Source organism: Nonomuraea sp. NPDC051191, from assembly GCF_044455665.1.
Taxonomy (GTDB): domain Bacteria; phylum Actinomycetota; class Actinomycetes; order Streptosporangiales; family Streptosporangiaceae; genus Nonomuraea.
Genome location: NZ_JBITEZ010000002.1, coordinates 372,144 through 385,361 on the forward strand (window position 1 = coordinate 372,144; position 13,218 = coordinate 385,361).

The 13,218-nt window shown below is 74.6% G+C and carries 10 protein-coding genes; 8 read left to right on the top strand and 2 right to left on the bottom strand.

Going from position 1 to position 13,218, the window contains the following annotated elements:
* Positions 1-32: 32 nt before the first annotated feature.
* Together ACIA8R_RS06365 and ACIA8R_RS06370 are read right to left on the bottom strand one after the other, a co-directional pair.
* On the bottom strand, positions 33-1,346 hold the full coding sequence (locus tag ACIA8R_RS06365) for a hypothetical protein (protein WP_364089596.1): 1,314 nt from the start codon (positions 1,344-1,346) through the stop codon (positions 33-35).
* On the bottom strand, positions 1,343-2,542 hold the full coding sequence (locus ACIA8R_RS06370) for a hypothetical protein (protein ID WP_397036896.1): 1,200 nt from the start codon (positions 2,540-2,542) through the stop codon (positions 1,343-1,345). Before ACIA8R_RS06370 ends, ACIA8R_RS06365 begins: the two co-directional genes overlap by 4 nt.
* A gap of 212 nt (positions 2,543-2,754) precedes the next feature.
* On the opposite strand from ACIA8R_RS06370, the gene ACIA8R_RS06375 reads away from it, so the two are divergent.
* The 8 genes from ACIA8R_RS06375 (at position 2,755) to ACIA8R_RS06410 (ending at position 13,202) form a co-directional block, all read left to right on the top strand.
* Positions 2,755-4,857 (top strand): fibronectin type III domain-containing protein, encoded by a 2,103-nt coding sequence (locus ACIA8R_RS06375; protein ID WP_397036898.1) that lies wholly within the window; start codon positions 2,755-2,757, stop codon positions 4,855-4,857.
* Positions 4,858-4,871: 14 nt separating this feature from the next.
* Positions 4,872-5,900 carry a MoxR family ATPase gene (locus ACIA8R_RS06380; RefSeq protein WP_364089589.1) on the top strand — a complete coding sequence of 343 codons (1,029 nt, stop codon included), beginning with the start codon at positions 4,872-4,874 and terminating at the stop codon, positions 5,898-5,900.
* Positions 5,901-6,995, top strand: coding sequence for a DUF58 domain-containing protein (locus ACIA8R_RS06385; protein ID WP_397036900.1), 1,095 nt, complete (start codon positions 5,901-5,903; stop codon positions 6,993-6,995).
* Between the two features lie 152 nt (positions 6,996-7,147).
* Positions 7,148-9,178: a DUF3488 and transglutaminase-like domain-containing protein gene (locus ACIA8R_RS06390; RefSeq protein WP_397036902.1), complete on the top strand. Its 2,031-nt coding sequence runs from the start codon at positions 7,148-7,150 to the stop codon at positions 9,176-9,178.
* An 8-nt stretch (positions 9,179-9,186) separates the two neighbouring features.
* A complete protein-coding gene (locus ACIA8R_RS06395) occupies positions 9,187-10,140 on the top strand; it encodes a winged helix DNA-binding domain-containing protein (protein WP_397036904.1) in 954 nt (317 codons plus the stop codon).
* A gap of 58 nt (positions 10,141-10,198) precedes the next feature.
* Positions 10,199-10,786: an RNA polymerase sigma factor gene (locus ACIA8R_RS06400; RefSeq protein ID WP_364089577.1), complete on the top strand. Its 588-nt coding sequence runs from the start codon at positions 10,199-10,201 to the stop codon at positions 10,784-10,786.
* Complete coding sequence (locus tag ACIA8R_RS06405; protein WP_364089574.1) at positions 10,779-11,633, top strand: hypothetical protein; 855 nt, start codon at positions 10,779-10,781, stop codon at positions 11,631-11,633. Before ACIA8R_RS06400 ends, ACIA8R_RS06405 begins: the two co-directional genes overlap by 8 nt.
* 15 nt (positions 11,634-11,648) lie before the next feature.
* Positions 11,649-13,202 (top strand): heparinase II/III family protein, encoded by a 1,554-nt coding sequence (locus ACIA8R_RS06410; protein WP_397036907.1) that lies wholly within the window; start codon positions 11,649-11,651, stop codon positions 13,200-13,202.
* Positions 13,203-13,218: the final 16 nt, after the last annotated feature.

A 13,218-nucleotide genomic window follows, 5' to 3' on the forward strand; every position in this document is an offset into this window, starting at 1 on the left:
AACCCCCGTAACCCTTCCATCTGTCATGACGTTCACTGCGCCGACCTGCGGGCGCGTACGGCCGCCGCGAGCGGCGTGTGCGGGCCGGCGGCCAGGATCAGCTCCTCCTGCAACCGCCGCCTGGCCGCCGGCGTGAGCCGGTGGAACTGCGGCCCCGGGACGTAGCCGCCCGCCTCCTCGCCGGCCTTCACCTGGGCCAGCAGGCCGGCGTGCCGCAGCGTGCGCAGCGCCGACTCCAGCTCGCCGATCGGGACCTGGGTGTGGCGGCGCAGCTCGTCGACCGGGGTGGGGTGCGGCGACAGCCACGAGTCCTCCGGCAGCAGGCCCTCGGCCCTGGGGATCGCGACCGAGTGCACCAGCACCAGCGTCAGCACCGCACGCTCACCGACCCCGAGCCCCGCACTCCCGGCATCCGCCGACCTCTCGGCCTCTTCCTCGGGCGCGGGCGGATCTCCGGCCGGGGAGACGGGCGGGGGCTCGGGGGCCTGGGGCCGGGCCAGGGCGGCCGTGTGGGTGTCGTCGTAGCCGGAGGTCCAGCGTTCGCGGAGCTGGATGAGGGCGCGGCCGCGGCGGGCCAGCATCTCGCCCAGCGTGTGGCGCAGCGCCGGATCGCGCAGCGCGGCGAATCGGCCCTCCGGGACCGGATCGGCCGCGTGCTCGACCACCATGAACGCCGCCACCAGCTCGGCCCGCCGCCGCTCGTCGTAGGCCCCCAGCAGGTCGTCGAACTCCGCCAGGCCGGGCTCGGCCCGCCCACCGGCGCCGGGCAGGGGCAGGACCGCCGCGGCCACGATGTCGGCGTCGGCCACCACGGTGAGCTCCGGCCGCTCGGGCTCCGGCAGGCGGCGGACCAGCTCCTGCAACTGGGCGTGCGACTCCACCGGCCACAGCGCGCAGCGCGGCCCGAGCGTCACCACCCCGTCGTCGAGGACGATCCACGCCGAGTCGTGCAGCCGCCGCAGCGCGCCCCGCGCCCAGTTGCGCATCAGGTCGTCGGTACGCCCGATCAACGCCCGGTACGTGTCGAGCACCAGCTCGACGGGCGCCGGATCGCCCGGCCAGGGATCGACGGAAAGATCGTTCCAGCAGCACTTGAGCGTGGCCGCCAGCACCCGCCGCGTCTCACCGGCCCGCTCCACCGGCACGGCGGCGACCTGGTACTCCTCCAGCAGCGACGGTGTCACCCCGTCGGGCCACACCGGCAGCGCGTGCCCGGTGGAGTCGGGACGGGTCAGCCGGGTCATCCCGGCGGGCGCGGGCACCCCGGCCCCCAGCCGCAGCGGCCCGCCGGAGCGCGCCCGCGCGTGGGCGAGCGCCTGGCCCGCGGAAGAACCGGTGGACGTCATGAGGTGCGCTCCAGGTAGCCGTGGGAGAGCCACGCGGGCTCGCCGTCGGGATCGACGGTCAGGCCGTCGGACCAGGCCAGCCGGTAGGGCAGCTCGGGGCGCAGGTCGGCGGTGGTCAGGTCGGCGAGCAGGCGGCGGACCGAGGGCCAGTCGGAGCCGATCACGTCGGCCAGCGCGACCCGCGAGGCCGTGCCGAGCAGCGACTCGGCCACCTGGGTGAGGCGCTCGACGGCGGCCCCGGGCGAGGAGTCGAGCGAGCCCTCCGGCCCGGGGTCGGGCAGCGCCGAACGCGGGGGAGTGGGCTGGACGGGCGCCGGCCGCGGCGCCTCGTCGACCGCCCGCGCGACGGCGGCCGGATCGTGCCACGGCGCGGGCGCGTCGAAGACGAACCCGTCGAGGACCGAGGCCAGGCGTTCCTTGGAGGCGGTCTGGGAGAACGTGCGCCACGTCTCGGTGGGCAGCAGCGTCAGGTTGCGGGTGGTGCCCGCCGAGTCGGCCAGACGGCCGGCGGCGCGGCGCGAGGCGTCGCTGTAGGAGTAGATGGACGCGCGCAGGTCGGTGCAGACCCGGTCGAGCTCGGGCCAGCGGGTCAGGATCGTGCCGTGGAGGCCCTGGGCGCGCCGGGCGATCTCCTCGGTGCCCCACAGCTTGGGGGCCTGCTCGCGCAGCTCCTCGATCGTGCCCGTGGTCAGCGTGATCAGCTCCAGGGCCCACAGGCGGAACGCGCGGGCCAGGTTGACCGCGCTCTGCCGGGCCTCCTCCATCGTGGTGCGGGGGTCGGCGACGTTGAGGTCTTCCAGGGCGAGCAGGCGGTGCATCTCGGACTGGCCGCCGTCGTCCATCATGCGGCGGATGAACATCAGGCCGACCACGCTGGTGAACGAGGCGCGGTAGCGGAGCTGGTTGGGCTTGGGGAACACCTCGCGGATCGCGCCGAGCCCCTTGAGCACCCGCAGCCGGTTGTCGAACTGGTCGCTCGGGTAGGCCCGGCAGGCGAAGCGCATCTGCTCGTGCGTCAGCCACTCCTCGCCCGCCTCGGCGAACGCCGCGAACAGCGTCTCGGCGATGTCGACCAGGGCGGGGTCGTCGACCACCGCGCCGCTGTCACGGGCCAGCGCGGCGAACATGCGGCGGTAGGTCGACAGGACCGCCTCCTCGGAGAGGGCGGCGTCGAGGGTCAGGGGCTGTTCGGACACGCGCACTAAGGTACGGCTTCACACCGACAGACTCGGAACCCGACGCGGGCTACCAGTCGGTACGGGCGCAGATGGGACTCCTGCCCGCTAGGGTGATCCCCGGTAAAAGCGGGGCAAACTCTCTGTGATCGTACATACGGGGTGAGTGACGGTTGTCCATCCGTGTGCTCCGAGGTGACCGGGCGACGGCCTTGATAGCCGGGGGAGCGGCCGTGGTCCTGGTGGCCGCGGCGGCGTGGTTCGGCGTGGGCGTCTCCAGCGCCAATCCCAAGCTGGCCGACGTCGGCGCGTGGCTGTGGACCACGGCCCGGGGCAAGGTCGTGCACGTCAACGGCCTGTCCGGCGAGGTGGACGGCTACCTCGACGACAAGGCCGGCAAACGGCTGCGCGTCGTCCAGGACGGCACGAACGTGCTGCTCGTCGACGACGGCACCGGCTTCGTCAGCCGGGTCGAGCCCAGCCAGCTCACCGTCACCCAGACCCGTGACCTCGGCGCGGCCGGGATGCAGCTCGCCGTCTCCGGCGGCACCGCGTACGCCGTCGATCCGGCGGCGGGCCGCGTCCAGCGCATCGACCCGGTCACGCTGAACGCCGTGGGCGCGCCGATCACGCTGCCGGGACCGCTCGGCGCGGCCCGCATCGACGGCGGCGGCCGGCTGTGGGTGCCGGTGACCGCCAGGGGCGAGGTCGTGCCGGTGTCCGGCGGCGTCGCCGCGACCCCCGTCAAGGTGGGCGAACCGGGCGAGGAACTGGCCGTCACCATCGCCGGTGGCCTGCCCGTCGTGGTCAACACGCGGGCCGCCACGGCCGTCACCATCGGCTCGGACGGCGGCGTCGGCGAGATCACCCTGCCCAAGGAGGTCGCGCGGGCGGCCAAGGGCGGCGTGCTCACCCCGGCCACGACCGAGGGCCCGCTCGTCCCGGTGCTGACGCCGGGCGACTCGGGGCTGCTCGTCGTGATCGACACCTCCTCGAACGCCGTCCTCAGCACCAAGTTCGCGATCGACGACCCCGCGGGGCTCGGGGTGCCGCAGGTGCTGGGGGCGAAGGTGTACGTACCGGACAAGGGCCGTGGCGCGCTGATCGTCTGGGACAGCGCCGCCGGCGGGCAGCCCACCACGCTCCAGGTGGCGGACCGGCCGGCCCCGGTGGACGTGTTCGTCAAGGACGGCCTGCTCTGGGCCAACGACGAGAACGGCGACAAGGCCGTGGTCATCGACCCCGAGGGCCGCAAGCACGACGTGGACAAGGACGACTCCGACGTACCGGGGCCGACCAACACCCCCAAGCCCAAGCAGACCCCGCGCCCCGACCCCACGAACACCGATCCGCCGCCGCCGGACGACCCGCCCGAGACCAGCGAACCCGACCCGACCAGGACGAAGGACGCCGAACGGCCACGCCGCCCGGCCAGGACGGCCACGCCGGCCCCCACCCCGACCCCGACGTCCACACCGACGTCCACACCGACGTCCACACCGACGCCCACCACCGGCACCGCGCCCGGCGCGCCCGGCGCGGTGACCGCGCGGTCGGGCCCCGGCCGGGTGATCGTCACCTTCAGCCCGTCCGCGGGCGGCGAGGTCGAGCGCTACACGCTCAAGGCGTCCGGCGAGGGACGGCCGGAACCGGAGTCGGTGGCCGGCGACGGGCCCTTCCAGTTCGAGTTCACCGGCGGGGACTGCGCGCGGGAGTACACCTTCGTCGTCGTCGCCCACTGGAAGGGCGGCGAGGTGGAGTCGGAGCAGAGCGCCGGGGCCAGGCCGTGCGTGGCGCCGGGCGCGCCGTCGAACTTCGCCGCCAAGCCCAGGAACCGGGGCGCCGAACTGACCTGGAACGCCCCCGAGAACGGCGATCCGGACGTGATGTACCAGCTCAGCGGCGGGGCCGCGAACGACGCGATCAAGGGCACGTCGTTCACCGTGGACGGGCTGAAGAACAACGCGAAGTACTCCTTCAGGCTCAAGGCCACGAACGCGGCCGGGGAGAGCCCCGACGTCGCCACCGCCGACGTGGACCTGGCCTATCCGAGGCAGCAGTACAAGAACGCCAACAACAACGTGGTGGACACGCTGGTCCGCCCCGCCGCGACGAAGACCGGCGAGGCGGGTCGCATCCCCAAGGGGCAGTACCTCACGATCACTGTCATCTGCCAGGTCAAGGGCCAGAGCGTGACCGAGGACGAGAGCAAGGAGACCAGCGTCGTCTGGAACAGGATCGAGTGGAACGGTGGTGTGGCCTACCTGAGCGAGACGCTCATGACCACGCCCCGCGGCTCGTTCCCGGCGCCACCGCTCTTCGAGTGCACCGACTGAGGAGGGGGACTCGGTTGACCCAGTACAACTACCAGGACCAGTTCGAGCAGACCGCCCACGCCTACCCGCAGCAACCCCCGCCGCAACAGTCCGCCGCCATGGCGGGCCAGTTCGCCCAGCGGTTCCAGCTCCTGGCCGGCAACATCGAACGCGTCATCCGCGGCAAGCACGAGGCCATTGAACTGGCCCTGATCTGCCTGTTCGCCGAGGGCCACCTGCTCATCGAGGACGTCCCCGGCACCGGCAAGACCACCCTGGCCCGCTCGATCGCCGCCAGCGTGGACGCCGAGTGGCGGCGCATCCAGTTCACCCCCGACCTGCTGCCCAGCGACATCACCGGCGTGTCCATCTTCAACCAGGCGCACCAGAGGTTCGAGTTCCACCAGGGGCCGGTGTTCGCCAACATCGTGCTCGCCGACGAGATCAACCGGGCCTCGCCCAAGACCCAGTCGGCCCTGCTGGAGGTCATGGAGGAGCGCCGCGTCACGGTGGACGCCGAGCCGCACCCGGTGCCGCGGCCGTTCCTGGTGGTGGCCACGCAGAACCCGGTGGACATGGACGGCACGTACCCGCTGCCCGAGGCCCAGCTCGACCGGTTCCTGATGAAGATCTCCGTCGGGTACCCCGACCACGTGTCGGAGGTCGAGGTGCTCAAGGGCGGGCCGACCGGGCCGCAGGTCGAACGGCTGCCGGTGGTGGCGCGGGCGACGGACGTGGCCGGGATGATCGACTTCGCCTCCCGCATCCACGTGGCCGACCCCGTCTACGACTACATCGTCGGGCTGTGCGGGGCCACCCGTACCAGCCCGCACCTGCGGCTGGGCGCGAGCCCGCGGGGCAGCCTCGCGCTGCTGCGCGCCGCCCGCGTCAAGGCGGCCGCCGCCGGACGGCACTACGTGGTGCCCGAGGACGTCAAGGCGCTGGCCGTCCCGGTGCTGGCCCACCGGCTGATCCTGACGCCCGAGGCCGAGCTGCGCGAGGTCGGCGCAGCGTCGGCGCTCGGCGAGATCCTCGCCGGGACGCCGGTGCCGCAGGCGGCGTAGATGCGGCTCACGGCCCTGTTCACCCCGCTCGGGTGGGCCACGCTCGCGGGCTCGGCGGCGCTCTACGCGGCGGGGTTCGCGCTGGGCTACCCCGAGCCGGTCGTGCTCGCCACCGGCGGCGTGCTCGCGCTGGCCGCCGCGCTCGCCTGGACGGCCCCCGCGCCCGACCTGGAGGTGCGGCGCGAGGTGACGCCGCTCAAGGTGCCGCGGGGCGAGGCGGCGGTCGCCGTGCTGAACGTGGTCAACCGGGGCCGGCGCGGCCTGTCGGGGCTGCGCGTCCAGGACCGCGTCGGGGCGTCGGAGCACCTGATCGGCCTGCCGCGGCTGCCCAGGAACGCCGCGCGCACGGTGTCGTACCCGCTGCCCACCGACGTGCGCGGGGAGATCCCGGTCGGGCCGCTGCTGCTGGTCCGGGCCGACCCGTTCGGCCTCACGCGCCGGGTGCGCCGGTACGGTGACGCCGTCACCCTCCTCGTCCGCCCGCGCACCGTCGCGCTGCCCGTGCCGCCGTCCGGCAAGGCCCACCACCTGGAGGGGCCCACCAGCGACAACGCCCCCAGCGGCACGGTCACCTTCCACACCCTGCGCGAGTACGTCGTGGGCGACGACCTGCGGCACGTCCACTGGCGCTCCAGCGCCAGGACCGGCACGCTGATGGTCCGCCAGCTCATCGACGCAAGCCTGCCCACCACGACCGTCGTCCTGGACACGCGGGAGCTGACGGAACTGGCGGTGGACGCGGCGGCGTCCGTGGCGGTGGCGGCGGCCCGCGCGGGGTTCCCGGTGCGGGTGCAGGCCGGAGAGGGGGTCGCGACCGACGCCAAGGCCGATCCCGACACGATCCTCGACCGGCTCGCCCTCGCCCGGCCCGGCCCGGCGGGCGTGGCGGAGACGATGCGGGTGGCGCGTGGGGGCGGGTCGCTGGTGCTGGTCACCGGTGACGCGGCCGAGGTGGGACGGGCGGCCGGCGTCCGGCGGCGGTTCGACCGGGTCATCTGCGTCCACACCGGGCCGGGTACGGTGGTCGCGCCCGGCGTCACGGTCATCCCCCTCACCGACCTCGCCACCCTCCCCTTCGCCTGGGCCCCCCGATGACACCCCCGGACCCCGCGCCGAGGGCACACCGAACCAGAACCCCCGAATCCCCCGCGCCTGTCGTCTCCGCGCCTGTTGCTTCTGCGTCCGTTGCTTCCGCGTCCGTTGCTTCCGCGTCCGGGGTGGGGTGGCGTGGGGGTGTCGGGCTTGGGGTGGTGGCCGCGGTCTGCGGGGTCGCCGGGTGGGGGTTTCACCGGGTCTTCCCCGGCGGCGACCTGCTGCTCGCCGTCGTCCCCGCGGCCGTCGCCCCGGCCCTGGTGGCGGCGCTCACCGCGCGACGCCCCCTGTGGCTGGCGCTCGCGCTCGACCTCGTCGCCTGGTTCGCCGGGACGATCCCGCTCTACCACGGCCTGGCCCCCGGTGTGCTCGCCGACGTGGCCAACGCCTGGCAGGCGCTGCTCACCACGCTGCTCCCCGCCCAGCCCGAGCCGCGCCTGCTCGTCCTCGTGCACACGCTCGTCTGGGCAGCCGCCGTCATCGGCGCCGAGACCCTCACCCGTACCCGCACGAGGATCGCCGCCGCCGTCCCCGCCCTGGCCGTGTACGCCGCCGCGCTGCTGCTCGGCGTGCACGGCGAGGGCTCGAACCTGCCGGTCGCCGCCGCCCTGTTCGTGCTCGTCGCGGCCCTCGCCCTGATCCGCGACGACCGCTCACCGCTCTGGCTGCTCGGCGGCCTGCCGGTCGCCGCCGCGCTGGCGGCCCTGGCCCTGGTGCTGGGCCCGCTGCTGCCCGTGGCGGCGCAGCCGTACGACCCGAGGCAGGACGCGGACCTGCCGCCGCCCCGGCGGGTGGACAGCGTCAGCCCGCTGGACCGCGTGTCGGGCTGGCTGCAGATCCCCGACAGGGAACTGTTCACCGTCAGGGCGGACAAACCGCTCAACTGGCGGCTGGCCGTGCTCGACCGCTACGACGGCGTGCGCTGGACGTCCGGGGCCCGCTTCCAGCCCACGGGCGGCCGGATCCCCGAGGGCGAGTGGACGGGGGCCGCGCGGCTCGTACGCCAGCGGGTGACCTTCGCCGGGCTGCCGGGGACGTGGCTGCCCGCCGCCGAACGGCCGGTCGAGGTCACCGGGGTACGCGGGCTGGCCACCGACCCGCGGAGCGGCGCCCTGCTGGCCGACCCCGCCCCGGGGACGGGCCCGAGCCCCGGCAAGGGCTTCACCTACGAGGTGACCTCGAAGGTGCCGCAGCCGTCCAAGGCGGACCTGCTGGCGGCCACCCCGGCGCACGACGACCCCGAGCTGACCGCGTTCCCGGCGGGTCCGCAGGAGGCGCTGTTCCGCGAGCTCGCGCAGGAGGCGACCAAGGGAGCGGACGCGCCGATCAAGCAGGCGTACCGGTTGCAGAGCTACCTGCGCACCAGCGCCTCCTACGACGTCACCGCGCCGCCCGGTCACTCGCTCAAGGGCCTGGAGTTCTTCCTGCGGACCACGCACCGGGGCACGTCGGAGCAGTTCGCGGCGACGTTCGCGCTCATGGCCAGGACGCTCGGGCTGCCGTCGCGGGTGGTGGTGGGCTTCCGGCCGGGGCAGGCGTCCGGGGGGATCTATCGCGTCAAGTCGGGGCACGTCATGGCCTGGGCGGAGATCAAGTTCGAGAAGCTGGGCTGGCGGCCGTTCTACCCCACGCCGGGCCGCAGCGGCGCCAAGGACGATCATGACGTCGTCTCCTCGGCGATCGAGGAGAGCGAGCAGCTGGAAGGCGAGTTCACGCGTGGGGACGGCGACCGGTCCGGCACGTCGCGGCCGAAGGCTCGCAGTGAGGACGTCCGGCCCGGCGGCGGGCCGTCCCCCTGGGTGCTCGGCGCCGCCGTGGGCGGGGGCCTGCTGGTGGCGTACGCGGTGACGGCCGCCGTGCTGCCCTGGTGGCGCAGGCGGTCCAGGCGGAGCGGTGGAGCGCCCGGTGAACGCGTGCTCGGCGCCTGGCGGCAGACCTGCGACGACCTGCGGCTGGGCGGCAGGCGGACGCTGACCGCCGAGGACGTCCTGACCGGCCAACCACCCGACATCACCCCCCATCTCAGGCCGTTGGCCGAAATTTCGAACTTCGTCCGGTACGCCCCCGACGACGTCACCGACGCCGACGCCGCCCGCGCATGGGACCACAGCGACGCCGTCCGCCGCGCCGCCCGGTCGCGCACCCCCCTCCCCACCCGCCTGCGCGACCGCCTCCTCCTGCGATGATCCAGACCATGAGAAGCGCCGAGGCCCAGCTCCTGCACCGCCCGCCCGGCCTCGCCGCGGCCGACGTCGTCAGGCACCTGACCGCGATCCAGGCCCAGGACGTGCCCTCCGCCCTGCTGGCCTTCCGCGCCCGCTCGGCCACCCTCACGCCGTCCGCCGTCGAGGACGCCTGGCAGGCCCGCGAGATCGTCAGGACGTGGGGCCCGCGCGGCACGCTGCACTTCGTGCACGCCGACGACCTCCCCTGGATCCACACCCTCACCAGCAGCGACACCAGTGCCCTGCGCCGCCTGCGCCAGGAGGGCGTCACGGGCGACGACCTGCTCCCGCTCGCCGAGGGGGCCCTCGCCGGCCAGGGCCCGCTGACCAAGGCCCAGCTTGAGGAGCGCCTCGCCGGACGGGCCCGAGGCCAGGGCGTCGTGCACCTGATGGCCCTGGCCGCCCATCATGGCCTGGCCGTGCTCGGCCCGTCCCGGGTGGGCAAGCCGACGTACGTGCACGCGGGCGACTGGCTCGGCGCGCCCGTCGTCCCCGAGTCCGACCGCGGGAAGGCGCTGAAGGAGCTGGCGGTGCGCTACCGGCGCGCCCACCACCCGGCGACCCCCGAGGACCTGGCCGCCTGGTCGGGCCTGCCGCTCGGCGAGGCCCGCACGGCCTGGCGGACGAGCGCCGCCCAGGACCCGCCCGAGCCGGGCGAGCCCGTGCTGCGCCTCGCGCCCGCCTTCGACGAGTACCTGATGGGCTGGCGCGGCAGGGACGGCGTCCTGGCCCCCGAGCACGCCGCGAAGGTGTTCCCCGGCGGCGGCGTCCTGCGGCCGGTCGTGCTGGCCGGCGGGATGGTCAGGGGCGTGTGGTCCAGGAAGGGGGCGCAGGTGAGCGTGCAGCCGTTCGACGAGCTGCCCGAGGGCCCGGTCCAGGACGAGATCGCGGACATCCGCCGCTTCCTCGCCGAACTTTCGTGAAAGTGATCCGGCGCGTCGGGTGATAAGAGATGAACCACTTGACGCACGGAGGCTGGACATGACGGGGGAGACCATCGCGACGGCGGTGCCGTGGGCCGCCCGCGCACCCGGCGAGCGCACGCTCGACGAGCGCTTCGAGGAGGTGTTCGACCAGTACTTCGGCGAGATCCACGCCTACGTCGCCCAGCGGCTCGGCCCCGACCACGCCGAGGACATCGTCGCCGAGACCTTCCTGACGGCCTTCCGTAAGCGCGCTCACTACGACCCGTCGCGGGCGGGCGTACGCGCCTGGCTCTACGGCATCGCCACGAACCTCATCGGCAAGCAGCGCAGACTGGAGGCCCGCACCCTGCGGGCACTCGGCCGGTTCGGTCCCGACGCCGACGCGCCCGGCCACGAGGAGGCCGTCGCCCTGCGGGTCAGCGCCCAGAGCCTGCGCCCGAACCTGGCCGCCGCCCTGGCCGAGCTCGACCGGCGCGACCGCGACGTGCTGCTGCTCGTCGCGCTCGCCGGGCTGAGCCACGACGAGATCGCCACCGCGCTCGGCATCCCGTACGGAACCGTCGGCTCGCGCCTCAGCCGCGCCCGCAGGAAGCTGCGCGGCCGGCTCGGCACCCACGTCCTGGAGGAGGCCACCCATGCCTGACCCCCACCTCCGCACCCCCACCCCGCCCCCCGCGCCCGACGACCTGGGGGCCGTTCGTGACCTGTACGGGCATCCGGCGCCCGCACCCTACGCCCAGGCCAGGGTGTGGCGGCGAGTGGCGGCCGCGCGCCGCCGCAGGCGCCTGGCCCGGCTGTCGGCGCTGTCCCTGGCCACGGCCGCCGCACTCGCCGTGGCGCTCATGCTGGTCCGGGGCACGCCGTCCGCCGCGCCGGGCCGCTCGATCCTGCTCGCGGCGGCCAGTACGGCGGCCTCCGGGCAGCAGGCCGCCTACTGGCACATCAGCCGGCTGCACGACGGCGACCGCCTGACCGAGCTCTGGGCCACCAGCACCGGCCAAGCGTGGACCTGCACCTCGGGTTCGGCCGCCGAGGAGAGTTGTGCGGGGCGTGCCGTGCCCGTGACCGGCCGGGCGCCGTTCAGCATGGCGGGCCGCGACCTGACGTTCCGGCAGATCCAGCAGCTGCCCGACGACCCCGTGGCCCTCAGGGAACGGGTCGCCTCGATGTTGCCCACCGGCTCGTCGGACCTGCTGGCCGACGCGCTCAGCGGCCTGCTGTGGAGCAAGCCGTCACCGCCCGCCGTCCGCGCCGCCGCCTACCGGGCGCTCGCCGACCTGCCCGACGTCCGCTACCTGGGACGCCGCGCCGACCCCAGGGGACGCTCCGGCGAGGCGTTCAGCTATCCGCTCCCCGCCGGAGTCCGGCGGACGTTGATCATCGATCCGGCCACCTCCCAGGTCCTCGCCGGCACCGACACGGGCGGGACGGGCGGCTCGCAGATCGTCCTCACGGCGGGCTGGACCGACCAGGCCCCCGACCTGCACTGATCCCACCCTCGACAGGTGCGTGACCCGCCACGCGGCGAGTTCGGCGCGCCCGAAAACAGGAGCCGCGACGTGTTCTGGCGTGCCCGCACGACCACCGGCAGGGCCATCTGCCTGAGCGACCAGTTCCCCGCCGCAGACGTGGCGGAGGTGATGGACGGACGTGTCAGGTTCGCCGGCCTGCCGCCCGCCGACCTCGGCACGGAGATCGACTGGACCGCCGACCCGTACGGCAACCGCTCCTGGTCGCTGAACCTGCACACGCTGCGCTGGGCCGGCCGCCTGGTCACCGCGTACGAGCGCACCGGCGAACGGGCGTACCTGGAGCGCGCCGCCGACGTGACCGCGCAGTGGATCAGCCGGAACCCGCGCGGCGGGCGCGAGGTGAGCGAGTGGGCGTGGGCCGAGCACGCCGTCGCGCTGCGCGCCCCCGTGCTGGTCTGCCTGAGCGAGCACGTACGCACCCCGCTGCTGTGGGAGAGCCTGGCCGAGCACGGCGAGATCCTGGCCGACCCCGCGCTCTACCGCGCGGGCCACAACCACGGCCTGGACCAGGACATCGGGCTGCTGGTCATCGCCTGCCGCCTCGGCCGCGCCAGGTGGCGCGACCTGGCCGTACGCAGGATGACCGGCTCGGCCGAGCTGGCCGTCGACGCCCAGGGCGTCCTGCACGAGCAGGCCCCCCGCTATGGCCTGTACGTGCACCGCCGCCTCGGCGTGGCCCTGCGCGCCATCAGCGAGAGCGGCGCCCAGCCCCCCACCCGCCTCACCGAGCGCAGAACCGCCCTGGAGAGCTACGTCGCGCACGCCACCCAGCCCGACGGCTGCCTGACCCCCATCGGCGACAGCCCGGCCGGCACCCGCGCCCCCGGCTTCCCCCACGACGGCCCCCTCGTACGGGTCTTCGACGCCGGCTACGTCTTCGGCCGGACCGCCTGGGACGACCCGCGCTCGGCCCACTACTCGATCAGGTTCGGCCCTGGCCGCCGCCTGCACGGCCACGAGGACCACCTCGGCGTCACCTACTCCGCCCAGGGCCGCCGCATCCTGGTCGAGGCCGGGTTCCACTCCTACGAGCGGACCGACTACGCCGCCTGGACCCGTACCCCGCAGGCCCACAACGTGCCGATCCCGGACGGGGACTTCCGTCCCGGCACGGACACCCACCTGCTGCGCGCCGACCTCGGCCCGGAACGTCAGGTGTTCGAGCTGGCCGACGACGCCTACGGGGTGACCAGGACCCGCCGCGTCCTGGTCGGGCACGGCGACGACGTGATGGCCGTACGCGACTCGGTGCCGTCCGGGACGCTGCGCAGCCTGTGGCACTTCGACCCCGCGCTGCGGGTGGTCGAGCGGCGGGCGGGCGCCGTGGTGCTCGGCGACGGCGACTGGCGGGTCACGCTGCTGCAGTGGCCCGCGACGGGGATGGAGGTGGGGACGGCCACCGTCTCCTCCGGCTACCTGCGCACCGAGGAGGCGGTGACGGTCACGTCAGGGAAGGCGTCCGAAGTGCTGACCGCCGTCGTGCCGGGGACGGCCGATCCCGACCTCGAACGCCTTCACCTGCCGTAGAGCCGGCCGAGGGGAA